This is a genomic window from Microbispora sp. NPDC049633 (genome assembly GCF_040675265.1).
GTDB classification, from domain to species: domain Bacteria; phylum Actinomycetota; class Actinomycetes; order Streptosporangiales; family Streptosporangiaceae; genus Microbispora; species Microbispora maris.
Window position 1 is genome coordinate 20,027 of the sequence record NZ_JBFAOO010000005.1, and the last position, 25,020, is coordinate 45,046.

Sequence of the window (25,020 nt, forward strand, 5' to 3'; positions counted from 1 at the left end):
GTTTCTGGAGACGTGCGAGACTGCGCCCGTGACGTGGAATGTTCTCGCGCTGCCGCCGCTCCCCGAGGACGCGGTGCGCGGCCTGCTCGCCGACCTCGACGGGCGCGCCGAGGTGCGCGTCCCCGCCCGCCACGACCGCGAATCGCTGCTGGAGGCCCTGCCGGACGCCGAGATCGTCGTCGGCGACTGGAGCGGCGCCCTGGCGCTCGACGCGCGGGCCGTACGGCTGGCGCCGCGCCTGGCGTTCGTGCAGCAGCCGTCCGTCGGCGTGGACGGGCACGACCTGGACGCGCTGGCCCGGGCCGGGGTGCCCCTCGCGAACACCGCCGGGGTGAACGCCGCCGCGGTCGCCGAATGGTGCCTGGCCGCCGCGCTGGCGCTGCTGCGCCATCTCGCGGACGGCGACAGGGACATGCGGGCGGGGGAGTGGCCGCAGTTCGCCTACCAGCGCCGCGAGCTCGCCGGATGCCGCGTGGGCGTGGCCGGCTTCGGACCGATCGGCGCGGCCTGCGCCCGCCTGTTCGGCGCGCTCGGCTGCCGGGTCTCCTACTGGTCGCGCACGCCAAAGCCCGAGTCGTACGGCGCGGCCTACCTGGACCTCGACGCGCTGGCCGCGGGCAGCGACGTGCTGGTCCTGGCCGTGCCGCTCGCGCCGGAGACCCGCGGGCTGATCGACGCCGCCAGGATCGGGCGCATGCCCAGGGGGTCGGTGCTGGTCAACGCGGCCCGCGGCGGGGTGGTGGACCAGGCGGCGCTGCTGGCCGCGCTGGAGTCCGGCCACCTCGCCGGCGCGGCGCTCGACGTGTACGACAGCGAGCCCCCGCCGCCGGACGACCCGCTGCGCTCCTGCCCGCGGGTCCTGCTGTCGCCGCACGCGGCCGGGGTCACGCCCGAGGCGACGACGCGGCTGATCCGGTGCGTGCTGGACAATCTCGCCGCGGCGATGGAGGGCCGTCCCGTCGTCAACGTGGTCAACGGCGCCGACCCGCTCGTCCGCCGGCGTCCGCCCACGTCCTGACGGTTTCCACAGTTACACCAGGGGCGGCGGAGGCGATGAAAAGAGGCGAGATACGATCTACGCCGGTGGGCCGTCGTGAGAACAACCGGATAGTTTTCGCGGGCGTAACGTGTCTACTCTGGTCTGCGTTCCCCTCCGGGGATAGCGTGCCAAGAAGGCGATCTCTACGATCCATGGGGGTGGTGTCATGCCAGAGCGCACGGCCAGTATGACCGCCCATAGCAAGGCCGTCGAGCAGATCAGGGACTCCTACGCCGCCATTCCCGCGGACGCGGCTCCCCGGCTGGCCAAGGCGACGACGAACCTGTTCCGCTTCCGTACGCCGGCGAAGACGGCATCGCTGTCCGCCCGCGATCTGGACCAGGTCATCCAGGTGGACCCGGCGACCATGACGGCCGAGGTCCAGGGCATGACCACGTACGAGAACCTCGTGGACGCGACGCTGCCGTACGGGCTCATGCCGTACGTCGTGCCGCAGCTCAAGACGATCACGCTGGGCGGCGCGGTCACCGGCCTCGGCATCGAGTCGACGAGCTTCAAGGACGGCCTGCCGCACGAGTCGGTCGAGGAACTGGAGATCCTCACCGGCGACGGGCGGATCGTGGTGGCCCGGGCCGACAACGAGCACGCGGACCTGTTCCGGGCGTTTCCCAACTCCTACGGCACGCTCGGCTACGCCCTGCGGATCCGCATCAAGCTGGCCCGGGTGAAGCCGTACGTCAAGCTGACGCACATCCGCTTCAGCGACGCCGACAAGTGCATGCTCGCTATGCAGGAGATCTGCGAGAGCCGCGAGCACGACGGCGAGCAGGTCGACTTCGTCGACGGCACGTTCTTCGGCCCGGACGAGCTGTACATCACGGTGGGCTCGTTCTCCGACCGGGCGCCCTACACGTCCGACTACACCGGCATGCGGATCTACTACCAGTCGATCCGCAGCCGCGTGCGCGACTGGCTGACCGTGCGCGACTACCTGTGGCGCTGGGACACCGACTGGTTCTGGTGCTCGCGCGCCTTCGGCGTGCAGCAGCCGCTGGTCCGCTCGCTCCTGCCGCGCCGCTACCTGCGCTCGGACGTCTACCGCAAGCTCGTCGGCCTCGACCAGAGGTACGGCGTGACCGCCCGCGTCGACCGCTGGCGGAACAATCCGGTGCACGAGTCGGTGATCCAGGACGTCGAGGTGCCGGTCGAGCGCGGCGCCGAGTTCCTGGAGGTCTTCCACGACAGGGTCGGCATGACCCCGGTGTGGATGTGCCCGCTCAAGGCGACCGGCCAGTGGTCGCTCTACCCCCTGGAGCCCGGCCGTCTGTACGTGAACTTCGGCTTCTGGGGCATGGTGCCGCTGCCGCGCGGTCAGTACGACGGGTACCACAACCGGCTGATCGAGCGGGCGGTGCACTCGCTCGACGGCCACAAGTCGCTGTACTCCACCTCTTTCTACGAGCGTGAGGAGTTCTGGCGGCTCTACAACGGTGACGCCTACTGGCCGGTCAAACGCGCCTACGACCCGGGCGGCCGGCTTCTTGACCTCTATGACAAGTGCGTCAGGGGCAGGTAGGCGTCGAAACGTCGGGAGAGGTGCAATGACTCTTGCGGAGATCTTTGAGAAGATCGTCGGTCCTGACGCAGGCGTCGAATTCGTCGCCTACGACGGCAGCAAGGCCGGATCTTCGGGCGCGGACGTCCGCATCGAGGTGAAGTCGCCGGCGGCGGTGGCCTACCTCGCGCAGGCGCCGGGGGAACTCGGCCTCGCCCGCGCGTACATCTCCGGGCACATCGATGTGCACGGTGACATGTACACCCTGCTCGACCGGATGTGGTCGCTGACGCTCAACGACCTGCCGCTGAGCGAGAAGATCGCCGCGGTCCGCTCGCTCGGGATCAAGCCGCTGCTGATGCGCGTTCCGCCGCCGCCGCAGGAGGCGCGGCAGAGCACCCTGGCCAAGCTGGGCAGCAGGCACGCCAAGCAGCGCGACGCCGAGGTGATCCATCACCACTACGACGTCTCCAACCGCTTCTACGAGTGGGTGCTCGGCCCCTCCATGGCGTACACGTGCGCGGTCTTCCCCCGGCCGGACGCGACGCTGGAGGAGGCGCAGTACACGAAGTTCGACCTGGTCGCCAAGAAGCTCGACCTCAAGCCCGGCATGCGCCTGCTCGACGTGGGCTGCGGCTGGGGCGGCATGGTCATGCACGCGGCCAAGGAGTACGGCGTCAAGGGCCTCGGCGTCACACTGTCGCGCCAGCAGGCCGAGTGGGCGCAGAAGGCCATCGCGGAGGCCGGGCTGTCGGAGCTCGCCGAGGTCCGTCACATGGACTACCGCGACGTCGCCGAAACCGGTTTCGACCGGGTCAGCTCGATCGGCCTCACCGAGCACATCGGCAAGGACAACCTGCCGTCCTACTTCTCCTTCCTGTACGGCAAGCTCAAGCCGGGCGGGCGCCTGCTCAACCACTGCATCACCCGTCCGACCAGCACGGAGAAGACCCTGAACAAGGGCGGCTTCATCAACCGCTACGTCTTCCCGGACGGCGAGCTGGAGTCGGTGGGCCACCTCATCCGCCAGATGGAGGACACCGGGTTCGAGGTCCGCCACGAGGAGAACCTGCGCGAGCACTACGCGCTGACGCTGCGCGAATGGTGCAAGAACCTCGACGCCCACTGGGACGAGGCGGTCGAGGAGGTCGGCCAGGGCACCGCCCGGGTCTGGCGCCTCTACATGGCCGGCTGCGTCGTCGGGTTCGAGCGCAACAAGGTGCAGCTGCACCAGGTGCTCGGCGTCCGGCTCGACGAGGGACGGTCGCACGTCGCGCTGCGCCCGTCCCTCGACTGGCCGTAGAGCACTACCGCAGCTCGCGCTTGAGGATCTTGCCGGTGGCGGTCATCGGCAGGGACTCGCGGAACTCCACGATCCGCGGGTACTTGTAGGCCGCCATCGTCTCCTTGCACCAGGCCACCAGTTCCTCCTCGGTGGTCGTGGCGCCGGGCTTGCGGATCACGTATGCCTTGATCTCCTCGCCGTGGGAGTCGTGGGGCACCCCGACGACCGCGGCGAGCGAGACGGCCGGGTGGGTCATGAGGACCTCCTCGATCTCCCGGGGGTACACGTTGAACCCACCTCGGATGATCATGTCCTTGGCCCGGTCGACGATGAAGTAGTAGCCGTCCTCGTCGCGGCGGGCCACGTCGCCGGTGCGGAACCAGCCGTCCTTCATCACCTCGGCCGTCGCCTCGGGCCGGTTGTAGTAGCCCTTCATGATGTTGTGCCCGCGGATGGCGATCTCGCCGACGTCGTCGGCCGTGTTCCAGCCGGCGTCGACCAGCTTCATCTCCACGCCCCAGACCGGGGTGCCGATCGAGCCGGCTTTGGCGGGCCTGCCGGGCTGGTTGAACGACGCCACCGGCGAGGTCTCCGACAGGCCGTAGCCCTCCAGGATGTCCACGCCGAACGCCGCGTTGAAGTCCTTGAGCACCTCCACCGGCAGCGCGGCGCCGCCGGAGACCGCCGTGACCAGCGACGACGGCACCTCGGCCGCCTCGGTCTGCACGGCGGTGAGCATCGCCCAGTACATCGTCGGCACTCCGGCGAACAGCGTGACCTCCTCCCGCTTCATCAGCGCGAGGGCCTCGGCCGGCTCGAAGCGCGGCATCAGCACGAGCGTGCCGCGGCGCCGGAAGCCGGCGTTCAGCAACACGGTCTGGCCGAAGGAGTGGAAGAGCGGCAGCGTGACGAGATAGGTGTTCCGGGGCTGCCGGGGGAACATCTCGTCGCTGACGACGGCGTTCATGACCATGTTCTGGTGGGTGAGCTCGGCGCCCTTCGGCTGGCCGGTGGTGCCGCTGGTGTAGAGGATCACCGCCGTGTCCTCGGCGGAGGTCTGCACGGTCTCGAACTCGCCGGACACCCCGTCGAGAGCGGCCCAGAGCGTCTCGCCCAGCTCGGACTCGGTCGCGAACGGCGTGGCCGGCAGGACGAAGAAGTGCTCGGTGACCTCGGTCTCGGCGAAACCGGCCCGGCCCCGCTCGCCCAGCGGCAGCTCCGGCGAGCCCTCGAAGCAGAAGAAGGCCTTGGCGTCGGAGTCGTTCAGGTGATAGGCGATCTCCCTGCTCTGCAGCAGCACGTTCAGCGGGACGACGGTCGCGCCCGCCTTGAGGATCCCGAAGTAGACGAACGGGAAGTACGGCAGGTTGGGACAGGCCAGCGCCACCTTGTCGCCCCTGCCGATGCCGCGCGAGACGAGCAGGTTGGCGACCTGGTTGGCGATGGTGTTCACGAGTGAGTACGGCAGGCGGAGGTCTCCGAAGACGACCGCTGTGGCGTCGGGGGTGTCTCGTGCGGTGTCGTCCAGCACGACGGCCAGGTTGAGCATCTGCCGCTCCCTCTTCTGTCGGACCCTCGGTCCATACCAACCGGTAGGTACCTCAGCGTAACGGCTCGGAGGGGCGTATTTCGGGGGGCCGGTTACTCGGATCGCTCCGGCCCTCAATGGGCGTACTCGTCGCGGCGCCGCAGCATGGCCGCCAGCATCAGCGGGAACATCGCGACGTGGGCCGCGACCATCAGGGCCATGCCGTCGATCAGGCCCAGCCACAGCAGCGGGAACAGCGGCACGACCGGGGCGAACATCGCGCCGCACATCTCCAGAGTCGGGGCCCAGGCATGGCCGCGCACGCGCATCCAGACCGCCATGCCGGCCGACATGTCGAACGCCATCAGCAGATAGGCGATCTCGGGATCGCGTGCGTACGAGGGATCGATCCCCAGGGCGGACCACAGCAGGCCGAGCGCGACCATCCCGGCGAACATGGCGACGACCATCTCGAGGTAGTGGAGGGCGAATCGGCCCCATCGCCGCGCGGCGTGCCTTTCGGGCGTCGTGTGCGTCATGGCCCCAACTGTCCGGGCGGCTCCGGGACGCGCCAAGGAGAGAGACGGGGACAGGTCCGAAATCTTGGGCTCCCGGTCCGTCCGGCCTACAGTCGTGTCATGACCCAGCGGCGCATGGTCGTGGTCGGATACCACGCGGCGGAGCTCGTCGACATCGCCTGCGTGACGTCGACGCTGATCATGGCGAACGCCCACGGCGCGTCCCCGTGCTACGACGTGTGCCTGGCCACCCCGTCGGGCCTGCCCGTCACCTGCGGCAGCGGTCTGACGCTGCAGGGGCAGCAGGCGCTCGAACGCCTCACCGGGCCGCTGGACACGCTCCTCGTCTCGGGCGGGATCGGGCACGAGGACGCGGCCGCCAACCGGGTGATCGTCAGCCATGTGCGGCGGCTGGCACGGGAGAGCCGCCGCGTCGCGTCGGTGTGCACGGGCGCGGCGGTGCTGGCCGCCGCCGGTCTGCTCGACGGGCGGCGCGCCACCACGCACTGGCAGTTCGCGCACACGCTCGCCGCGCGCCACCCGGAGGTCGCCGTCGACGCCCGTCCGATCTTCATCCGCGACGGCAACGTCACCACGGCCGCCGGCGTCACCAGCGCGCTGGACGTCACCCTCGCCTTCATCGAGGAGGACAACGGCCCGGCCCTCGCCAGGCAGGTGGCCCGCAACCTGGTGACCTACCTGCAACGACCCGGCAACCAGGCGCAGATGAGCATGTTCACCGAGGGCCCGCCGCCCGGCGACGGCCTGGTCAAGCGCGTCGTCGACCACGTCACCGGCCACCCGGACGCGGACCTGTCCACCACCGCTCTGGCGGCCGGCGCGGGCGTGAGCGAGCGCCATCTGACCCGGTTGTTCCTCAAGCACACGGGGCAGACGCCGGGCCGGTTCGTCCGCCGGGCCCGCGCCGAGGCCGCCGCCCATCTGCTCGCGTCCACCTCGCTGCCGATGGGCGCCGTCGCGGCCCGCTGCGGCTTCGGGACGGCCGAGGCCCTCCGCCAGGCGTTCGTCGACCTGTACGGCATCCCGCCCTCGCGCTACCGCCTGACCCAGGCCACCGCGCTGCCGTCCTCCTTCGGCGACGATCCGCCTTCCCGGCCCGATCAGGCCCCTGTGGCTGGGCCGGGGAGTGTGGCAGACTGACGACCGAATATGGTTCTAGTCACTCGGAAGGGGCCGGCCTCTCCATGACGACACAGCCGACGGAGCCCGCGGCGCCCGCGCCCATCACCTCGGCCGCGGACATCGACCTGAACGACTGGAACTTCTGGGGCCGCCCCGACGCGGAGCGGGAACACGCGTTCCGGCTGCTGCGTGACCTGGACAAGCCCGCCTTCTTCCCCGAGCCGGAGTTCGGCTTCGCGGCCGCCACCGGGCCGGGCTACCACGCGCTCGTCCGGCACGCCGACATTTTGGAGGCCAGCCGCAACCCGGAGGTCTTCTGCTCGGGCGACGGCGGGGCCACCAACATCCCGGACCTGCCGGCGGAGTTCGCCGAGTACTTCGGCTCGATGATCAACATGGACGACCCGCGCCACGCGCGGCTGCGGCGGATCGTCTCACGTGCCTTCACGCCGAGGATGATCAAGCAGTTCGAGTCCGACGTGGACGCCGCCGCCACGCGCATCGTCGACGAGTTGCTGGAGACCGGCCCCGGCTGCGACTTCGTCACCGAGGTGGCCGCGAAGCTGCCGTTGAAGATCATCTGCGACATGATGGGCATCCCGGAGAAGGACTACCGGTTCGTCTTCGACCGCTCGAACATCGTCCTCGGCGCCACCGACCCCGAGTATGTCAGCGACCGCGAGGACATCGCCCACGCGCTGCTCACCGCGGGGATGGAGCTGCAGCAGCTCGTCCAGGACCTGGCCGCGCTGCGGATGAAGACGCCCACCGACGACCTCACCTCGTCCCTGGTCAACGCCAACATCGACGGGGAGCGGCTGACCGCCCAGGAGCTCGGCTCGTTCTTCATCCTGCTCGTCGTGGCCGGCAACGAGACCACCCGCAACGCCATCTCGCACGGCATGCGCCTGCTCACCCTCAACCCCGATCAGCGGCGGCTGTGGCTGGAGGACTTCGAGGGCCGGGCGCCGCGCGCGATCGAGGAGATCGTCCGGCTGGCCGCGCCGGTCAACTACATGCGCCGCAAGGTCACCCGCGACCACGAGATGAACGGCAACCTCTACCGCGAGGGCGAGAAGGTCCTGCTGTACTACTGGGCCGCCAACCGCGACGAGCGGGTGTTCGACGACCCCCTGCGCTTCGACATCCGCCGCGACCCCAACCCGCACGTCGGCTTCGGCGGCCCGGGTCCCCACTTCTGTCTCGGCGCGCATCTGGCCCGCCGCGAGATCACCGTGATGTTCCGCGAGCTGATGCGGCGGATCCCCCAGATCGAGACGGGCGAGCCGGAGCGCCTGTTGTCCAGCTTCATCAACGGCATCAAGCACATGACCTGCGACTTCTGACCGAGGCGGTGCTCGCATGGCCACCGTGGACACCGTACGCGGCCCCGTCGACGTGGACGACCTCGGCGAGACGCTGATGCACGAGCACGTCTTCGTGCTGGCGACCGAGCACATGGACAACTACGGCCGGGGTGCGTGGTGGGACGAGGAGGCCCGGGTCGCCGACGCGATCGCCACGCTCCGGTCGCTGGTGGCCAAGGGGGTCACGACGATCGTCGACCCCACCGTCTGGGGACTGGGCCGCTACATCCCCCGGGTGCGGCGGATCGCCGCCGAGGTGCCGGGACTCAACATCATCGTGGCCACCGGCCTGTACATGTTCGAGAGCGTGCCGCACCAGTACGAGATGCGCGGGCCGGGCCTCATCATGGACATGCCCGAGCCGATGGTGGACGACTTCGTCCGGGACATCACCGAGGGGATCGCCGACACCGGGGTGAAGGCTGCCTTCCTCAAGTGCGTGGTCGAGCAGCAGGGGCTCACCCCCGGCGTCGAGCGGATCTGCCGGGCCGTGGCGCGGACCCATCTGCGCACCGGCGCGCCCATCACCGTGCACACCAACGCCGCGGCCCGTAGCGGCCTCGCCGCGCTCGGCCTCTTCGTCGCGGAGGGCGTGGACCCGCGGGCGATCGTGATCGGCCACGCCGGGGACTCCAACGACCTCGACTACCTCATGCGCCTGGCCGACACCGGCGCGATCCTGGGCATGGACCGCTTCGGCCTGGACCTCTACAACCCCACGGCCGCGCGCGTGGAGACGATCGCGGCGCTGTGCGAACGCGGCTACGCCGACCGCATGGTGCTGAGCCACGACGCGGCGTGCTTCATGGACTACTTCGGCGGGGCGTGGGACCAGGTCATGCAGGTCACGCCGAACTGGCGGTACGACCACATCCACGACGACGTGCTGCCGGCCCTGCGCGAGCGCGGGGTGGGCGACCACCAGATCCGGCAGATGCTGGTGGACACCCCCCGCCGCTACTTCAGCCGATCGGCTTGATCGACCGGAAGACCGTGTTGACGTCGGGGAGCAGGTCGTCCTTCAGCTGCGGCACGGCCATGTAGACGATCGTGGGCAGGTCGGCGCCGGTGTTCACGGCCGCGATCACGACCGTGGTGGTCGCGCCGTCGGCGGTCACCTTGTACGCGGCCGTCAGGCCGGTGAGGCCGTTGCGGGCCAGACGCTGCTGGGCGACCTTGGTGACCTTGTTGTCCTTGGGGAACTGGGTCTGCCGCGCCCGGAACATCACCGCGCTCACGACCGGGCCCAGGTTGTCGGGCGTCGTGTACTTCACGGCGAGGGACTGGGCCAACTGGCCCGACATGACCAGGGCGAACTCCCGCTTGCCCTTGGTGGTCATGCCTGCGGGCACGTACTGCCTGCTGGTGAAGCCGTACGTCGCCTTGATCTGAGCCGGGTCGGCGTCCGCCTGCCAGGGGCCGCCGAGCCGGGGCAGCGTGATCCGGGCGGCGGTGTCGGTGACCACGCCGTTCACGGGGGAGGCCGTGCCCTTGTAGACGGGCAGCCGCGGGACCTGCGCCTGCGGCTTGGCCGTGGCGGCGGATTTGGCGGGGGCGGGCTTGGCGGACGTCGCCGCCTCGGCCGTGTCGCCGGAGCTGAGCGGCCCGGCGGCGAAGGCCCACACGAGCACCCCGACGAGCGCGGCGACGACCGAGGCCACCAGTGCGTACAGCCAGACCGGCCGGCCGGGCTCCTCTTCCTCGTACTCGTCGATGGCCCGGTAGTTCTCCCCGAACACCGTGTTCCACAGCTCCTGCTGCCGGTGCGCGGGAGGCGTCTTCGGCCCGCTGATCTGTCCCGCCGTCACGAACGGCCGGTACGGATCCTCCGGCTGCGGCGGGGGCGGAGGCGCAGTGGAGACGGGCGCCGTGGAGACGGGCGGGGCGGACTCGGCGAACGCGCGGACCGAGGGAGTGAAGGGCGTGGAGGGCTGGGGGCGGTCCTGACCGCCCGGGAACGTCACCCCGTGGGGGCCCGCCTGACCCCGGTCGTGACCGTGACCGTTGCCGTGACCGTGGTTCTGACCGGGGCTCTGAAGGTGGTTCTGGTCGTGGCTCTGTGCGGGGCCCGGCAAGCCGTACGCGGGCGCGGGGCCGCCGAAGGTCGCGGGGCCGCCGGGCTGGGCGGGGTTGCCGAAGGCCGCGGGGCCGCCGGGCTGGGCGGGGTTGCCGAAGGCCGCGGGTGCGCCGGGCTGCGGGTGCCCGCCGGGCTGCGGATGCGCGCCGGCCTGCGGGTGGCCTGCGAAGGACTCGGGGCCGCCGAAGGAGGGAGCGGGCCGGGGCGCGTCGGGCTCACCGAAGGCGGGGACGGGCTGCCGGGGAGTCGCGCCGGGAAGCGAGCCAGCCATGGTCGCGGTGGCGTCCGGGGACTGCTGCGGCGCCCCCTCGACGAAGGACCGGACGGTGGGGGTGAAGGAGGAGGGCGGAGGCATCTCGGGCCACGCCGGCGGGATCTCCGGCCAGGCCGGTTCCCGCTGGTGTTCGCTGCGGTCCGTGGGCACGGTACCTCCCGAGATCATGCCCGAATTGGGGGTGCCTGGCATGATCTCATGCGCGCCGGGGGCTGCCGCAGCGAAACCGCGGAATGCCTCGCGGAACTGCTCACCCGTGGGGTCGGTGGGCGGGTCCTGCATCGGCAAATCCGCGGGCGGATATGAGTTGGCCACGGCAGCACAGTAAGGGAATGGACATAAGAGCCCACAACGGAACTATCACCATCGGATATCACACTTTGACAGACGAGGTCAGCGAGCGAGCGCCGCGACCGACGAGATTCGCCCGGACGGAGGCGAAGGCCGCAGCGAGGGGCACACGAGCGATCGGCGACTCACTTGCGGTCTGCGCTACGCTTGACACGCGTGCCGCACCCTGCTGCGCAGGCAGCCGCCTCACACCGGGCGTGTGAGAGCGCGGGCCGCCCTCCCCTCCCGGGTCGGACAGTCGCGTCAGACGGTCGGGTCGGAGAGGGCCGGAGCGGTAAGGGGAGTGCGACGGGGTTCCGCCCCGGGCGCGCCTTCATCTGTGTGTGATTCCAGCCGCCTGGCGAGGAGTGGAAGTGGACGAGCCGGTGTACGACCCGCAGGCGCTGCAGGCCAAGTGGCTGCCGCGGTGGGAGGAGCTGAACCCCTTCGCGGCGGTCGAGGACCTCGCGGACACCAGGCCGCGCAAGTACATGCTCGACATGTTCCCCTACCCCTCCGGCGACCTCCACATGGGGCACGGCGAGGTCTTCGCGATCGGCGACGTCGTCGCGCGTTACTGGTTCCAGAAGGGCTACAACGTCCTGCACCCGATCGGGTGGGACTCCTTCGGCCTGCCCGCGGAGAACGCGGCCATCAAGCGCAACGCGCACCCCGCCGAGTGGACGTACACCAACATCGACACCCAGGCGAACTCGTTCAAACGGTACGCCATCTCCTTCGACTGGTCGCGGCGCCTGCACACCAGCGACCCGGAGTACTTCCACTGGAACCAGTGGCTGTTCACCCGCTTCTACGAGCGGGGCCTGGCCTACCGCAAGGGCGGCCTGGTCAACTGGTGCCCGCAGGACCAGACCGTGCTCGCCAACGAGCAGGTCGTGGCGGGCAAGTGCGAGCGCTGCGGCGCCGACGTCGTCCGCCGCGAGCTGACGCAGTGGTACTTCAAGATCACTGACTACGCCGACCGGCTGCTCGACGACATGGCGCAGCTGGAGGGCGGCTGGCCGGATCGCGTGCTGACGATGCAGCGCAACTGGATCGGCCGCTCCACCGGTGCGGACGTCCGGTTCCGCATCGAGGGCCGGGACGAGCCCGTCACCGTCTACACCACGCGTCCCGACACCCTGTACGGCGCGACGTTCTTCGTGGTGGCCGCCGACGCCCCGCTGGCCGAAGAGATCGTCGCCGCCGACCGGCGTGAGGCGCTGGCCGCCTACCGCGCCGAGGTCGCCAAGCTCTCCGACATCGAGCGGCTGTCCACGGAGAAGGAGAAGACCGGCGTCTTCCTCGGCGTGTACGCGATCAACCCGGTCAACGGGGAGCGCATCCCGGTCTGGGCGGCCGACTACGTGCTGTCCGACTACGGTCATGGCGCGATCATGGCGGTGCCCGCGCACGACCAGCGCGACCTTGACTTCGCCCTGAAGTTCGGCCTGCCGGTGCAGGTCGTCGTGCACACCGGCCTGGCCGACCCCGGCGAGACCGGCGTCGCCACCGCGGGCGAGGGCACCCTGGTCAACTCGGGTCCGCTTGACGGGCTGGCGAAGGCCGAGGCCATCCAGAAGATCATCGAGGTCCTGGAGGAGCGCGGCACCGGCAAGGCCGCGGTGAACTACCGGCTGCGCGACTGGCTGCTGTCGCGGCAGCGGTTCTGGGGCACCCCGATCCCGATCATCCACTGCCTGGACTGCGGCGAGGTCCCGGTGCCGGACGACCAGCTCCCGGTCACGCTGCCCGACCTGCGCGGCGCCGACCTGCAGCCCAAGGGCGTCTCGCCGCTGGCGAGCGCCGCCGACTGGGTCAACGTCGAATGTCCCAAGTGCGGCGGCCCCGCGCAGCGGGACACCGACACCATGGACACCTTCGTCGACTCGTCGTGGTACTTCCTGCGCTACCTCGGCCCGCACTACGAGGACGGGCCGTTCGACGTCGAGAAGGCCCGCATGTGGGGGCCGATCGACCAGTACGTCGGCGGCGTCGAGCACGCCGTGCTCCACCTGCTCTACTCCCGGTTCTTCACCAAGGTCCTGTACGACATGGGCATGGTCGGCTTCACCGAGCCTTTCCTGCGCCTGCTCAACCAGGGCCAGGTGATCAACCAGGGCAAGGCGATGTCGAAGACGCTGGGCAACGGCGTGGACCTCGGCCAGCAGATCGACGCGTACGGCGTGGACGCCGTCCGGCTGACCATGGTCTTCGCCGGGCCGCCGGAGGACGACATCGACTGGGCCGACGTCTCGCCGGCCGCGTCGCAGAAGTTCCTCGCCCGCGCGTTCCGCGTGATGGCCGAGGCCGGTGCGGCGTCCGCCCCGGGGATCGACCTCTCCGGCGGCGACGTCGAGCTGCGCAAGGTCACCCACCGGACCATCGACGAGGTGACCAAGCTCGTCGAGGGTTACCGGTTCAACGTCGCGGTGGCCCGCATGATGGAGCTGACCACGGCCGCCCGCCGGGCGATCGACGGCGGGCCCGGCGCGGCCGACCCCGCCGTCCGTGAGGCCGCCGAGACCCTGGCGATCATGCTGTCGCTGGTCGCGCCGTACGTCGCGGAGGAGGGCTGGGAGCGGCTCGGGCACGCGCCGTCGGTCGCGAAGGCCGGCTGGCCCGAGGCCGACCCGGCGCTGCTGGTCCAGGAGTCGGTCACGGCCGTGGTCCAGGTGGCGGGCAAGGTCCGCGACCGGCTGGAGGTCTCCCCGGACATCACCGAGGCCGACCTGCAGGCGCTGGCCCTGGCGTCGGACAAGGTCCGGCCCTACCTGGACGGCGAGCCGCGCAAGGTGATCGTGCGGGCGCCGAAGCTCGTCAACATCGTCCCGTAACGGGTGACCCCGGCTCCGTCGTACCGTGAACGAACCTGTCCGGTACGGCGGAGCCGTCGCCATTCGGCATAGGGTGCGCATGTGGCGAATGGTGCGTATCTGAGATTCCCCCATCTGAACGGCGACCTCCTCACCTTCGTGGCGGACGACGACGTCTGGCTGGCGCCCACGGGCGGCGGCAGGGCGTGGCGGTTCACGGCCGACCGGGTGCCGGTCTCCCATCCCCGGTTCTCCTCCGACGGCACGCGCATCGCGTGGACGAGCACCCGCGAGGGCGACCCCGAGGTGTTCGCCGCCGAATTGGACGGCGGGGAGGGCGAGCGGCTCACGCACTGGGGCAACGCCATGACGGGTGTGCGCGGCTGGACCGAGGACGGGAACGTGCTGGCCGTCACCGCCGCGGGCCAGGGCTCGCGCTCCCGGCAGTGGGCCTGCGCGGTCCCGCTGGACGGCGGGCCGGTGACGGCTCTGCCGTACGGCAGGGTCAGCGAGGCCGCGGTCAGCGGACGCAGGGTGGCGACCGTCTCGGCGGTGTGGCGCGAGCCGTCGCAGTGGAAGCGTTACCGCGGCGGCACCGCGGCCAAGATCTGGGTGGACGCCACGGGCGACGGCGAGTTCAGCCGTCTGTTCGCCGGCAACCCCGCACAGCACTGGTCGGTCATGTGGGTGGGCGAGCGCCTGGCCTTCCTCGCCGACACCGACGGCGACGGCAACCTGTACTCCTGCCTGCCGGACGGCTCGGACCTGCGGCAGCACACGACGCACCGCGGCTTCTACGCGCGTCATGCCGCGACGGACGGCTCCCGCGTCGTCTACAGCCTCGCCGGCGACCTGTGGCTGCTGGAGAGCCTGGACGCCGAGCCGTACAAGCTGGACGTCACCCTGAGCGGGCCGCGTCCGGCCAGGGCCAGGCGGCCGGCGCCGAACAGGGTCGGCGATTTCGCGCCGGACCGCACCGGGCGGGCCAGCGTGGTGGAGATCCGCGGCACCGCCCACTGGCTGACCCACCGCGACGGCCCCGCGGGCGTGCTGCGCGCGGAGCCCGGCGTCCGGGTACGGCTGCCGCGGCCCCTCGACGACGCGGGCCGGGCCGTCTGGGTGTCGGACGCCTCCGGCGAGGACGCGCTGGAGATCGGCGCGACCGGCGGTGAGATCCGCACCCTGGCCGCCGGGGAACTCGGCCGGGTGCTCGACCTGGCCGCCGCGCCGGACGGCAAGCACGTCGCGGTCGCCACGCACGACGGGCGGCTCCTGATGGTGGACGTCGACTTCGGCGACGTCCGCGAGCTGGACCGCACCGCCCACGGCGACGTGCAGCACCTGACCTTCTCGCCGGACTCGGCCTGGCTCGCTTGGGCGCACGCCTACCAGCCCGGGCGCTCGCACCTGAAGCTCGGCCGCGTGGACGGCAGCACCGCGATCGAGGTGACGCCGCCGCGGTTCAACGACTACAGCCCATCCTTCACCAAGGACGGCAAGTATCTGGCCTTCCTGTCGGACCGCACGTTCAACCCGGTCTACGACAGTCACGTCTTCGACCTGTCCTTCCCCGCCGGCTGCCGGCCGTACCTGGTACCGCTCAAGGCCACCACGCCCTCGCCGTTCGACCCCTCGCCGGCGGGCCGCGGCTTCAACGGCGAGGACGACGCCGGACCGGACGGCCGGCGCGCCCGGAACGCCCAGCACGCCAAGGACGACGGCGAGCCCGCCCCGCCGCCGGTGACCGAGGTGGACGCCGACGGGCTGGCGGCGCGGATCGTGCCCGTGCCGGTGCCCGCCGCCACCTACTCCACCCTGCGTGCCGCCAAGGACGGCCTGCTGTGGCTGCGCCATCCTCTGACCGGGCAGCTCGGCGACGGCACCGAGCACGGGGAGCCGGTCCTGGAACGCTACGACCTGGTCAAGCGCAGGCTCGTCGAGCTCGACGGGGAGTTCGGGACCTTCGAGGTCAGCGGCGACGGCACGCGCCTGGTGGCCACCGGCGGGAACGGCCTGCGGACCCGTGCCACCGGAGAGGACGACGAGGTCGTCACCATCGACCTGGACCGGGTGGTGGTGACCGTCGACCCGGTCGCCGAGTGGCGGCAGGCGTACGACGAGGCCGGGCGGCTCATGCGCGACCACTACTGGCGCGCGGACATGAACGGTGTGGACTGGCCGGGCACGCTCGACCGCTACGCGCCCCTCGTGGAGCGGCTGGGCGCCTACTCCGAACTCATCGACCTGCTCTGGGAGGTGCAGGGCGAGCTGGCCACCTCCCACGCCTACGCGCGGCCGGCCGGCGGCGCCCGCGATCCCCGGCGCCGCCAGGGCCTGCTCGGCGCCGACCTGACCCGGGACGAGAACGGGGTGTGGCGGATCAGCCGCGTTCTGCCGGGGGAGTCCTCCGACCACGAGGCCCGCTCGCCGCTGCTCGCGCCCGGCGTCGCCGTCCGGGAGGGCGACGCGATCGTGGCCGTCGGCGGGCGCCCGGTCGACCCGGTCCGCGGGCCGCTGGCACTGCTGTCCGGTACGGCGGAGCGGCCGGTGGAGCTGACCGTCCAGCCCGCCTCCGGCGGCGAGACCCGCCGGGTCGTCGTCACGCCCCTCGCCGACGAGACGCGGCTGCGCTATCACGACTGGGTGGCCGGACGGCGGGCGTTCGTGCGTGAGGCGTCGGGCGGACGGCTCGGCTACCTGCACGTGCCGGACATGATGTCGGCCGGGTGGGCGCAGTTCCACCGGGATCTGCGTACCGAGATGGGCTTCGACGGGCTCGTCGTGGACGTGCGTGACAACGGCGGCGGGCACGTGTCCGAGCTGGTGCTGGAGAAGCTGCAGCGGCGGGTGACCGGATGGTCGCTGGCCCGGGGGTACGAGCCGGCGCGCTACCCGGAGGACGCGCCCCGCGGGGCCGTCGTGGCCGTCACCGACGAGTACGCCGGGTCGGACGGGGACATCGTCAGTGCCGGGATCAAGAATCGCGGCATCGGGCCGCTCGTGGGCACGCGGACCTGGGGCGGTGTGATCGGCATCGACTCGCGGTACTCGCTCGTGGACGGGACCGTCGTCACGCAGCCGCGGTACTCGTTCTGGCTGGAGGGCGAGGGGTGGGGCGTCGAGAACCACGGCGTCGACCCGGACGTCGAGGTCGTGATGACCCCGCAGGACCTGGTCGCCGGGCGGGACCCGCAGCTGGCGCGGGCGGTGGAGCTGGCCCTGGCGGCACTGGAGGAGCGGCCTCCGGCGACTCCGCCGGAGATGCCGCCGCTGCGGTGACCCCCTGGGGACGTTGACGATCGGCCGACCTACCGGACAAAATTACGCCCGAGCCACAAACTAGTCATAGAGAAGTAGGCGTGCGGTCAGGGCATGCCGCGACCACCACCGCTCCGGCGGTGGTCTGGGGTGCGCGCCTGACCGTATGGCTCACCGTCGGCGTGCGCCCCGCGTGGGAGGCACGTCTTGTACAGACGCATCATCGGCGGGCTGGCGACCGCCGCCGCGATGGCGGCGACCGTTCTCGTCGTCACCGGTACGCCGGCGAACGCCGCCGGCACGGGCACCGGCTACCTGCACACCAGCGGAAACAAGATCGTCGACAGCACCGGCGCCACGGTCCGGCTGACCGGCATCAACTGGTTCGGCATGGAGACCGACAACAAGACCTTCCACGGTCTGTGGGCGAACAACCCGTGGAAGAGCCAGATCGATCTCATGGCGAACCTGGGCTACAACACCCTGCGGGTGCCGTTCTCCGACGACGCGCTCAAGCCGGGCGCGCAGGCGACGAGCGTCAACACCGCCTCCAACCCCGACCTGATCGGCCTGTCGCCGCTGCAGATCCTCGACAAGGTCGTGGACTACGCGGGCCAGAAGGGTATGCGCATCATCCTCGACCGGCACCGGCCGACCAGCGCGGGCCAGACCGCCCTGTGGTACACCTCCGGCGTCCCCGAGTCGACCTGGATCAGCAACTGGAAGTCGCTGGCCCAGCACTACGCCGGCAACCCCACCGTCATCGGGGCGGACCTGCACAACGAGCCGCACGCGGACGGCACCAACCCGAACGCGACCGGCTCCTGCTGGGGCTGCGGCGACCAGTCGCGTGACTGGCGCCTGGCGGCCGAGCGGGCGGGCAACGCGATCCTGTCCGTGCAGCCCAACTGGCTGATCTTCGTGGAGGGCGTGAGCTGCCCGAGCGGCGGCCTGTCCAACATCTGGGACAACGACCCCAGCAACGACGAGGACTGCGGCTGGTGGGGCGGCAACCTCACCAAGGCCGGCCAGTTCCCCGTACGGCTCAACGTGGCCAACCGGCTCGTCTACTCGCCGCACGAGTACGCCACGTCGGTCTTCCACCAGAACTGGTTCGACGACCCGAACTACCCGGCCAACATGCCGGCCATCTGGGACAAGTACTGGGGCTACCTGTACAAGCAGAACATCGCCCCGATCATGGTCGGCGAGTTCGGCACCACGCTGGCCAGCAACATCGACAAGGTCTGGCTCCAGGAGCTCATGAAGTACATGGGCACCGGAGTGAACGGCATGTCCTTCACCTACTGGTCGTGGAACCCCAACTCGGGTGACACGGGCGGCATCCTGAAGGACGACTGGGCCACGGTCGACCAGGCCAAGCAGAGCATCATCTCGCCGTACCTCATCCCGCCGGTGGGCGGCAACCCGCCGGTGTCGCCCTCGCCGCAGGTCTCGCCGAGCGTGTCGCCGCCGGTGTCCCCCTCGGTGTCGCCGCCGGTGTCCCCGTCGGCGTCACCGTCGTCCGGGGGTGGCAAGACCTGCACCGCCACGTACAAGGTCGCCAACCAGTACCCCGGCGGCTTCCAGGGCGATGTCACCGTGAAGGCCGGCAACTCGGCCATCTCGGGCTGGACCGTGAAGTGGGCCTTCCCGAACGGCCAGAGCATCAGCCAGCTCTGGAACGGCACGCTCAGCGCCAGCGGCGCCAACGTCACCGTGACGAACCTGTCCTACAACGGCGCGCTCGGGGCCGGGGCCTCGACCACGTTCGGCTTCAACGGCAGCTGGTCCGGCAGCAACGGCGTTCCGTCCTCGGTGAGCTGCACGGCGAGCTGAGCGGGCGCCTCACGCCAGCGCGGCGGCGATCCTGGACAGGATCTCCTCCAGGATCGCCGCCGACGTCGCGAAGTTGAGGCGGGCGAAGGTGTCGCCGCCTCCGTAGTTCGGGCCCGGGTTGAGCTTGACCCGGGCCTCCCGCTCGAGGAAGTGCGCCGCGCCGGGCACGCCGAAGTCGAGCCACGCGAGATAGGTGGCCTCGGGCATGCGGTACCCGACCGACGGGAGCCGCTCGGCGATGCGCCTGCGGTTGCGGTCGAGAATCGCCAGCACCTCCTCCAGCCACGCGTCGCCGTGCCGCCAGGCGGCCACCGTGGCCTCCACGCCGAGGACACTGGGCGCCCCGTAGATGTGGGCGGGCTGACGGCCGAGCGCGTCCCTGGCGTCCTTCGCGCCGATGTGGGCCACCGAGCAGTGCAGGCCGCCCATGTTGAAGGCCTTGCTTGCGGAGGTCAGCGTGACGGTGCGCTCGGGAAGGATCGTGGCGAACGGGATGTGCCGGGCCGGGGCGTACGTCAGGTCCGCGTGGATCTCGTCGGCGATCACCAGCGTGCCGTGCCGGTCGGCGTACGCGGCGACCGCCTCGAGCTCCTCACGGGTGAACGAGCGGCCCGACGGGTTCTGCGGGTTGACCAGCAGGAGCACCCGGACGGGCTCGCCGGGGACCTCGAACCTGCCGTCGGCCGTGAGCGGCATGGGCACCAGGCGGCGGTTCATCCCGGTGATCGTGCCGAGGAAGGGGTCGTAGGCCGGCACGTGCAGCGCCACGGCGTCGCCGGGGTCGGTCATGACGTGCAGCAGCACCTGGAGGGCCTGGTTGAGGTCCGTGTAGGACCGCACGTGGGCCGGATCCGCTCGCCAGCCGTACCGCGCCTCCATGCGCTCGGCGAACGCCTCCGCCAGGGGCCCGGCGGTCGGCTCGTCCAGCCAGGCGGGATAGCCGAGATCCGTGGCGGCGCGTCTCGCGATGGCCTCCGTGACCGCGTCGGGCACGGGGAAGTCCATGTCGGCGACCCAGGCGGGGATGACGCCGGACGCGGCGTGGGCCCATTTGATTCCGTCACGGCGGCGGGCCGCATCCAACGACAGCGAGTCGAGATTCACCCGACTCACCCTAATTGCGAATTAGTGACCAGCGGAAAGGGGTGGTCGTCGCGCCCCGCGGCACGTCGTGCCGCGGGGCGCCGACGCCGTCACAGCTTGCGCAGGACGGCCGTGACCTTGCCGAGCACGGTCGCCTCGTCACCGGGGATCGGCTCGTAGTTGGGGTTGTGGGGCACCAGCCACACGTGCCCGTCCTTGCGCTTGAAGGTCTTCACGGTGGCCTCGCCGTCGATCATGGCGGCCACGATGTCGCCGTTGTCGGCGACCGGCTGCTGCCGCACCACGACCCAGTCGCCGTCGGCGATGGCGGCCTCGATCATCGAGTCGCCGGAGACCTGGAGCAGGAACAGGGTGCCCTCGCCCACGAGCTGCTTGGGCAGGGCGAACACGTCCTCGATGCTCTGCTCGGCGAGGATGGGACCACCGGCGGCGATGCGGCCGACCAGCGGCACGTAGGCGGCCGTCGGACGGCTGAACCCGGCCTCCTCCTCCGTGGTGGCGTCCGGATCCACCCACAGCACCGGCTCTCCGGGCAGCCGGACCTCCAGGGCGCGGGGGCGGTGCGGGTCGCGCCGGAGGTAACCCTTACGCTGGAGCGCCGTGAGCTGGTGCGACACGCTGGAGGTGCTCGTCAGCTGGACTGCCTCCCCGATCTCCCGCATGGACGGCGGATAGCCGCGCTGCTGGACCGAGTCGCGGATCACCTCGAGGATCTTCCGCTGCCTGGGGGTGAGGCCAAGCGAGTCGCGCCTGCGAACCGCGAGGTCGCTGACGCCATCCGCTTGCTCACTTCGGTCACCCACGATGCCACCTCTCAATCCGTGTTCCTCATGTCGCACAGAGCGACCGTACCGCGATTCAAGATCACCGTCAAACAATTGTTCGATATCCAGCGAAATCGCCGATCTCGCCGTTCCCCTCATCGTACGGGAGTTCGATCGATCCCGTGTTCGATTTACCCGATCTTCCAGGGCCGATGTACGTCCAGGTCAGAGGCCATGCGGAAATCGGCGAGGAAAGGCGCCGTAAAGGGCCTATTCCGCGACCGGCGGGGCAGGTGAGGCGGCCGTGACCGGAGGCGCGACACGCGCGCCGAACAGGCACTTCCCCTCCCAAGGCCGGTTCGACTTGCGTTCAAGGTCGGGCACTTCTACGGTTGGACCACAACATCTAGTAGTCACACCGGTGTAAGTTCACCACACCTTGTGTTCGGGATGGGCGTTCAGGGAGGCGATGGAGTGCACTGTCCGTTCTGTCGCAACCCGGACACGCGGGTCGTGGACAGCCGCGCCGCCGAGGACGGGGCAGCGATCCGTCGCCGGCGCACCTGCCCAGAATGCGGGCGCAGGTTCACCACCCAGGAGACGGTGCTGCTGATGGTGAGCAAGCGCAGCGGGGTCACCGAGCCGTTCTCCCGGGAGAAGGTCGTCGCCGGCGTGCGGCGGGCCTGCCAGGGACGCCCGGTCAGCGAGGACTCCCTCGCTCAGCTCGGGCAGCGGGTCGAGGAGAGCATCCGGGGCACCGGCGCGGCCGAGATCGCCTCCCACGAGGTGGGTCTGGCCATCCTCGGTCCGCTCCGCGACCTCGACGAGGTGGCCTACCTGCGCTTCGCGTCGGTCTACCGCAGCTTCGAGACGCTGGCGGACTTCGAGGCGGAGATCGAGCGGCTCCGTGCGGCCCACGGCCCGGGGGGCGAGAAGTAGGCGCCTTCCGGGGGACCGGGACGAGGCGGACGGCGGCGCGCGACGGCGCGGCGCGACGATGTGGTTGTAACGAGCGTGGTCCGGAGAAGGGGCTCCATCGGGCCCTGGGAGGGGGAAGTCATGACGGAGACCGTGAGCGGCACCGTATCGGGTACGGGGGGCCGGGGGGGCAAGCGCCCGCGCAAGGGCCTGAAGATGAAGCGCGTCTTCACCACCCCGGGCGTCCACCCGTACGACGAGGTCCGCTGGGAGCGGCGCGACGTCGTGATGACGAACTGGCGGGACGGCTCGGTCAACTTCGAGCAGCACGGCGTCGAGTTCCCCGACTTCTGGTCGGTCAACGCGGCCAACATCGTCACCACCAAGTACTTCCGCGGGGCGGTGGGCACCCCGCAGCGTGAGTCGAGCCTCAAGCAGCTCGTCGACCGGGTGGTGGGCGTCTACACCAGGACCGGCCTGGAGAACGGCTACTTCGCCTCCGACGAGGACGCCGAGATCTTCGACCACGAGCTCAAGCACGCGCTGATCCACCAAGTCTTCAGCTTCAACTCGCCGGTGTGGTTCAACGTCGGCACCCGCTCGCCCCAGCAGGTGAGCGCCTGCTTCATCCTGGCCGTGGACGACACGATGGAGTCGATCCTCGACTGGTACAAGGAAGAGGGCGTCATCTTCAAGGGCGGCTCGGGCTCCGGGGTCAACCTCTCCCGCATCCGCTCGTCCAAGGAGCTGCTGTCCAGCGGCGGCACGGCCAGCGGCCCGGTCTCCTTCATGCGCGGCGCCGACGCCTCCGCCGGCACCATCAAGTCGGGCGGCGCCACCCGCAGGGCGGCCAAGATGGTCGTCCTCGACGTGGACCACCCCGACATCGAGGAGTTCATCGAGACCAAGGCGCGCGAGGAGGACAAGATCCGCGCGCTGCGCGACGCCGGGTTCGACATGGACCTCGGCGGCAAGGACATCGTGTCCGTCCAGTACCAGAACGCCAACAACTCGGTGCGTGTCTCCGACGAGTTCATGCGGTCCGTCGAGGCCGGCGGGCAGTTCGGCCTGCGGGCCCGGCTGACCGGCGAGGTCATCGAGGAGGTCGAGGCCCGCTCGCTGTTCCGCAAGATGGCCCAGGCCGCCTGGGAGTGCGCCGACCCCGGCGTGCAGTACGACGACACGATCAACGACTGGCACACCTGCCCCGAGACCGGGCGCATCACGGCCAGCAACCCCTGCTCGGAGTACGTCCACCTGGACAACTCCTCGTGCAACCTCGCGTCGATCAACCTGCTGAAGTTCCTGCGCGACGACGACAGCTTCGACGTCGCGAACTTCGTCAAGGTCACCGAGCTGATCATCACCGCGATGGACATCTCGATCACCTTCGCCGACTTCCCGACGCAGAAGATCGCAGAGACCACCCGGGCGTACCGCCAGCTCGGCATCGGCTACGCCAACCTGGGCGCGCTGCTGATGGCGACCGGCCACGCGTACGACTCCGACGGCGGCCGGGCCATCGCGGCCGGGATCACCTCGCTGATGACCGCCGTGTCCTACCGCCGCTCGGCCGAGATGGCCGGGATCGTCGGCCCGTACGACGGCTACCAGCGCAACGCCGAGCCGCACAAGCGGGTCATGCGCAAGCACGCCGCGGCCAACGACGACCTGCGCACGCTCGAGGACATGGACAAGGCCCTGCACGCCGAGGCCACCCGGCAGTGGCAGGAGTGCCTGCGGCTCGGCGAGAAGAACGGCTACCGCAACGCCCAGGCGTCGCTGCTCGCCCCGACCGGCACCATCGGCCTGATGATGGACTGCGACACCACCGGCATCGAGCCCGACCTAGCGCTGGTCAAGTTCAAGAAGCTCGTCGGCGGCGGCTCGATGCAGATCGTCAACCAGACGATCCCGCGGGCGCTGCGCCGGCTCGGCTACCTCGAGGAGCAGGTCGAGGCCATCGTCGAGTACATCGCCGAGCACGGCCACGTCGTGGACGCCCCCGGCCTGCGGCCCGAGCACTACGAGGTGTTCGACTGCGCGATGGGCGAGCGGGCCATCGCCCCGATGGGCCACGTCCGCATGATGGCGGCCGTCCAGCCGTTCCTGTCCGGTGCGATCTCCAAGACCGTGAACCTGCCCGAGTCGGCCACCGTGGACGACATCGAGCAGGTCTACCTGCAGGGCTGGAAGCTCGGCCTCAAGGCCCTGGCCGTCTACCGCGACAACTGCAAGGTCGGGCAGCCGCTGTCGGTCGCCAAGAAGACCCCGGAGGAGGCCTCCCAGGAGACCGCGGAGAAGGAGCCGGTCGTCCAGGTCGTCGAGGTCGCGAGGCCGACCCGGCGGCGGATGCCGAACCAGCGGCCCAGCATCACCACCCGCTTCACGGTCGGCGGCGCCAAGGGCTACATGACCGCGTCGTCCTACCCCGACGACGGGCTGGGCGAGGTCTTCCTCAAGATGTCCAAGCAGGGCTCCACCCTCGCGGGCGTGATGGACGCGTTCTCCGTGGCGATCTCGATCGGCCTCCAGTACGGCGTGCCGCTGGACACGTACGTGCAGAAGTTCGTCAACATGCGGTTCGAGCCGGCCGGGATGACCGACGACCCCGACGTCCGGATGGCGCAGTCCGTGATGGACTACATCTTCCGGAGGCTCGCGCTCGACTACCTGCCGTACGAGGACCGGGCGGCCCTGGGCATCTTCTCCGCCTCCGAGCGGGCCGCGCAGCAGCGCGGGGAGGACCCGGCCGCGCTCCAGGACGTCGACACCGCCGCCCTGGCGCAGTCCGCGCCCATCGAGAACGGCCAGCCGGCGTCGATCGAGGCCAAGCCCGCCGAGGGGCCGTCCGCCGGGCAGCCCGCGCCGGTCGCGGTGCCCGAGCCGCGCCGGGCCGGCGCCTCGCTGGAGAGCCATCAGGGCCGTACGGCCGACGCGCCGCTGTGCATGACCTGCGGCACCAAGATGCGGCCCGCGGGCAGCTGCTACGTCTGCGAGGGTTGCGGCAGCACCAGCGGTTGCAGCTGACGAAGTGATGTTCCAGGTGGAACAGGCGTGACAGCGCCGAAGCAGTGAACAGGGAACCGGGCCACGGCCCGGTTCCCTGTGGCGCTGCTGCCGCCTCCACGGCGAGGCCGTCTCCACCCCCCGGCCACGGAGTCAGAAGTCGGTCACCTCGAAGACCGGCTGGGCACGAGCCTGCCGCCGAGCTATCGGCAGTTCCTCCTGTTCGCCGAAGGCT

The 25,020-nt window shown here is 70.5% G+C and carries 16 protein-coding genes; 11 read left to right on the forward strand and 5 right to left on the reverse strand.

The genetic code is table 11. The annotated features are described in order from the left end of the window. Positions 1 to 28 precede the first annotated feature (28 nt). The 3 genes from AB0J39_RS02720 to AB0J39_RS02730 all read left to right on the forward strand — a co-directional run bounded on the left by AB0J39_RS02720 (position 29) and on the right by AB0J39_RS02730 (position 3,858). Positions 29 to 1,018, forward strand: coding sequence for an NAD(P)-dependent oxidoreductase (locus tag AB0J39_RS02720; protein WP_363461097.1), 990 nt, complete (start codon positions 29 to 31; stop codon positions 1,016 to 1,018). Between the two features lie 187 nt (positions 1,019 to 1,205). Continuing rightward, entirely contained in the window at positions 1,206 to 2,576 is a 1,371-nt protein-coding gene (locus AB0J39_RS02725; RefSeq protein WP_363461099.1) for an FAD-binding oxidoreductase, read from the forward strand. Between the two features lie 25 nt (positions 2,577 to 2,601). Further along, on the forward strand, positions 2,602 to 3,858 hold the full coding sequence (locus AB0J39_RS02730; RefSeq protein ID WP_363461101.1) for a class I SAM-dependent methyltransferase: 1,257 nt from the start codon (positions 2,602 to 2,604) through the stop codon (positions 3,856 to 3,858). Between the two features lie 4 nt (positions 3,859 to 3,862). Here the strand turns inward: AB0J39_RS02730 and AB0J39_RS02735 are convergent, their stop codons facing one another. After that, complete coding sequence (locus AB0J39_RS02735) at positions 3,863 to 5,389, reverse strand: long-chain fatty acid--CoA ligase (protein ID WP_363461103.1); 1,527 nt, start codon at positions 5,387 to 5,389, stop codon at positions 3,863 to 3,865. A gap of 113 nt (positions 5,390 to 5,502) precedes the next feature. Beyond that, positions 5,503 to 5,907 carry a hypothetical protein gene (locus AB0J39_RS02740; protein ID WP_363461105.1) on the reverse strand — a complete coding sequence of 135 codons (405 nt, stop codon included), beginning with the start codon at positions 5,905 to 5,907 and terminating at the stop codon, positions 5,503 to 5,505. A 99-nt stretch (positions 5,908 to 6,006) separates the two neighbouring features. Between AB0J39_RS02740 and AB0J39_RS02745 the strand changes: the two genes are divergently transcribed. The 3 genes from AB0J39_RS02745 to AB0J39_RS02755 are packed head-to-tail and all read left to right on the forward strand — an operon-like array spanning position 6,007 to position 9,375. Further along, positions 6,007 to 7,047, forward strand: a complete 1,041-nt coding sequence (locus AB0J39_RS02745) for a helix-turn-helix domain-containing protein (RefSeq protein ID WP_363461107.1) — start codon at positions 6,007 to 6,009, stop codon at positions 7,045 to 7,047. Positions 7,048 to 7,091: 44 nt separating this feature from the next. Further along, positions 7,092 to 8,375, forward strand: coding sequence for a cytochrome P450 (locus AB0J39_RS02750; protein ID WP_363461109.1), 1,284 nt, complete (start codon positions 7,092 to 7,094; stop codon positions 8,373 to 8,375). 16 nt (positions 8,376 to 8,391) lie between these two features. Next, a complete protein-coding gene (locus tag AB0J39_RS02755; RefSeq protein ID WP_363461111.1) occupies positions 8,392 to 9,375 on the forward strand; it encodes a phosphotriesterase-related protein in 984 nt (327 codons plus the stop codon). On the opposite strand, the gene AB0J39_RS02760 is transcribed toward AB0J39_RS02755, so the two are convergent. Next, positions 9,359 to 10,897 carry a hypothetical protein gene (locus AB0J39_RS02760; protein ID WP_363461113.1) on the reverse strand — a complete coding sequence of 513 codons (1,539 nt, stop codon included), beginning with the start codon at positions 10,895 to 10,897 and terminating at the stop codon, positions 9,359 to 9,361. The two genes, AB0J39_RS02755 and AB0J39_RS02760, sit on opposite strands and share 17 nt — an antisense overlap. A gap of 554 nt (positions 10,898 to 11,451) precedes the next feature. Between AB0J39_RS02760 and leuS the strand changes: the two genes are divergently transcribed. From leuS to AB0J39_RS02775, 3 genes are all read left to right on the forward strand, one after another. Continuing rightward, entirely contained in the window at positions 11,452 to 13,914 is a 2,463-nt protein-coding gene (gene leuS / locus AB0J39_RS02765; protein WP_363461115.1) for a leucine--tRNA ligase, read from the forward strand. Positions 13,915 to 13,995: 81 nt separating this feature from the next. Beyond that, a complete protein-coding gene (locus tag AB0J39_RS02770; protein WP_363461117.1) occupies positions 13,996 to 17,172 on the forward strand; it encodes a PDZ domain-containing protein in 3,177 nt (1,058 codons plus the stop codon). Between the two features lie 186 nt (positions 17,173 to 17,358). Then, a complete protein-coding gene (locus AB0J39_RS02775) occupies positions 17,359 to 18,990 on the forward strand; it encodes a cellulase family glycosylhydrolase (RefSeq protein ID WP_363461119.1) in 1,632 nt (543 codons plus the stop codon). Between the two features lie 9 nt (positions 18,991 to 18,999). Here the strand turns inward: AB0J39_RS02775 and AB0J39_RS02780 are convergent, their stop codons facing one another. Together AB0J39_RS02780 and lexA are read right to left on the reverse strand one after the other, a co-directional pair. Continuing rightward, positions 19,000 to 20,094, reverse strand: coding sequence for an aminotransferase class I/II-fold pyridoxal phosphate-dependent enzyme (locus AB0J39_RS02780; RefSeq protein WP_363461121.1), 1,095 nt, complete (start codon positions 20,092 to 20,094; stop codon positions 19,000 to 19,002). A gap of 89 nt (positions 20,095 to 20,183) precedes the next feature. Then, positions 20,184 to 20,900: a transcriptional repressor LexA gene (gene lexA / locus AB0J39_RS02785; RefSeq protein WP_363461198.1), complete on the reverse strand. Its 717-nt coding sequence runs from the start codon at positions 20,898 to 20,900 to the stop codon at positions 20,184 to 20,186. 432 nt (positions 20,901 to 21,332) lie between these two features. Here lexA and nrdR point away from each other — a divergent pair, with 432 nt between their 5' ends. Together nrdR and AB0J39_RS02795 are read left to right on the forward strand one after the other, a co-directional pair. After that, a complete protein-coding gene (gene nrdR, locus AB0J39_RS02790) occupies positions 21,333 to 21,797 on the forward strand; it encodes a transcriptional regulator NrdR (RefSeq protein WP_363461123.1) in 465 nt (154 codons plus the stop codon). A gap of 120 nt (positions 21,798 to 21,917) precedes the next feature. Beyond that, on the forward strand, positions 21,918 to 24,806 hold the full coding sequence (locus tag AB0J39_RS02795; RefSeq protein WP_363461125.1) for a vitamin B12-dependent ribonucleotide reductase: 2,889 nt from the start codon (positions 21,918 to 21,920) through the stop codon (positions 24,804 to 24,806). Positions 24,807 to 25,020: the final 214 nt, after the last annotated feature.

Coding starts and splice junctions, on each gene's coding strand:
- AB0J39_RS02725 (WP_363461099.1), top strand. CDS start 1,206: ATGCCAGAGCGCACGGCCAGTATGACCGCCCATAGCAAGGCCGTCGAG.
- AB0J39_RS02730 (WP_363461101.1), top strand. CDS start 2,602: ATGACTCTTGCGGAGATCTTTGAGAAGATCGTCGGTCCTGACGCAGGC.
- AB0J39_RS02735 (WP_363461103.1), bottom strand. CDS start 5,389: ATGCTCAACCTGGCCGTCGTGCTGGACGACACCGCACGAGACACCCCC.
- AB0J39_RS02740 (WP_363461105.1), bottom strand. CDS start 5,907: ATGACGCACACGACGCCCGAAAGGCACGCCGCGCGGCGATGGGGCCGA.
- AB0J39_RS02745 (WP_363461107.1), top strand. CDS start 6,007: ATGACCCAGCGGCGCATGGTCGTGGTCGGATACCACGCGGCGGAGCTC.
- AB0J39_RS02750 (WP_363461109.1), top strand. CDS start 7,092: ATGACGACACAGCCGACGGAGCCCGCGGCGCCCGCGCCCATCACCTCG.
- AB0J39_RS02755 (WP_363461111.1), top strand. CDS start 8,392: ATGGCCACCGTGGACACCGTACGCGGCCCCGTCGACGTGGACGACCTC.
- AB0J39_RS02795 (WP_363461125.1), top strand. CDS start 21,918: ATGACGGAGACCGTGAGCGGCACCGTATCGGGTACGGGGGGCCGGGGG.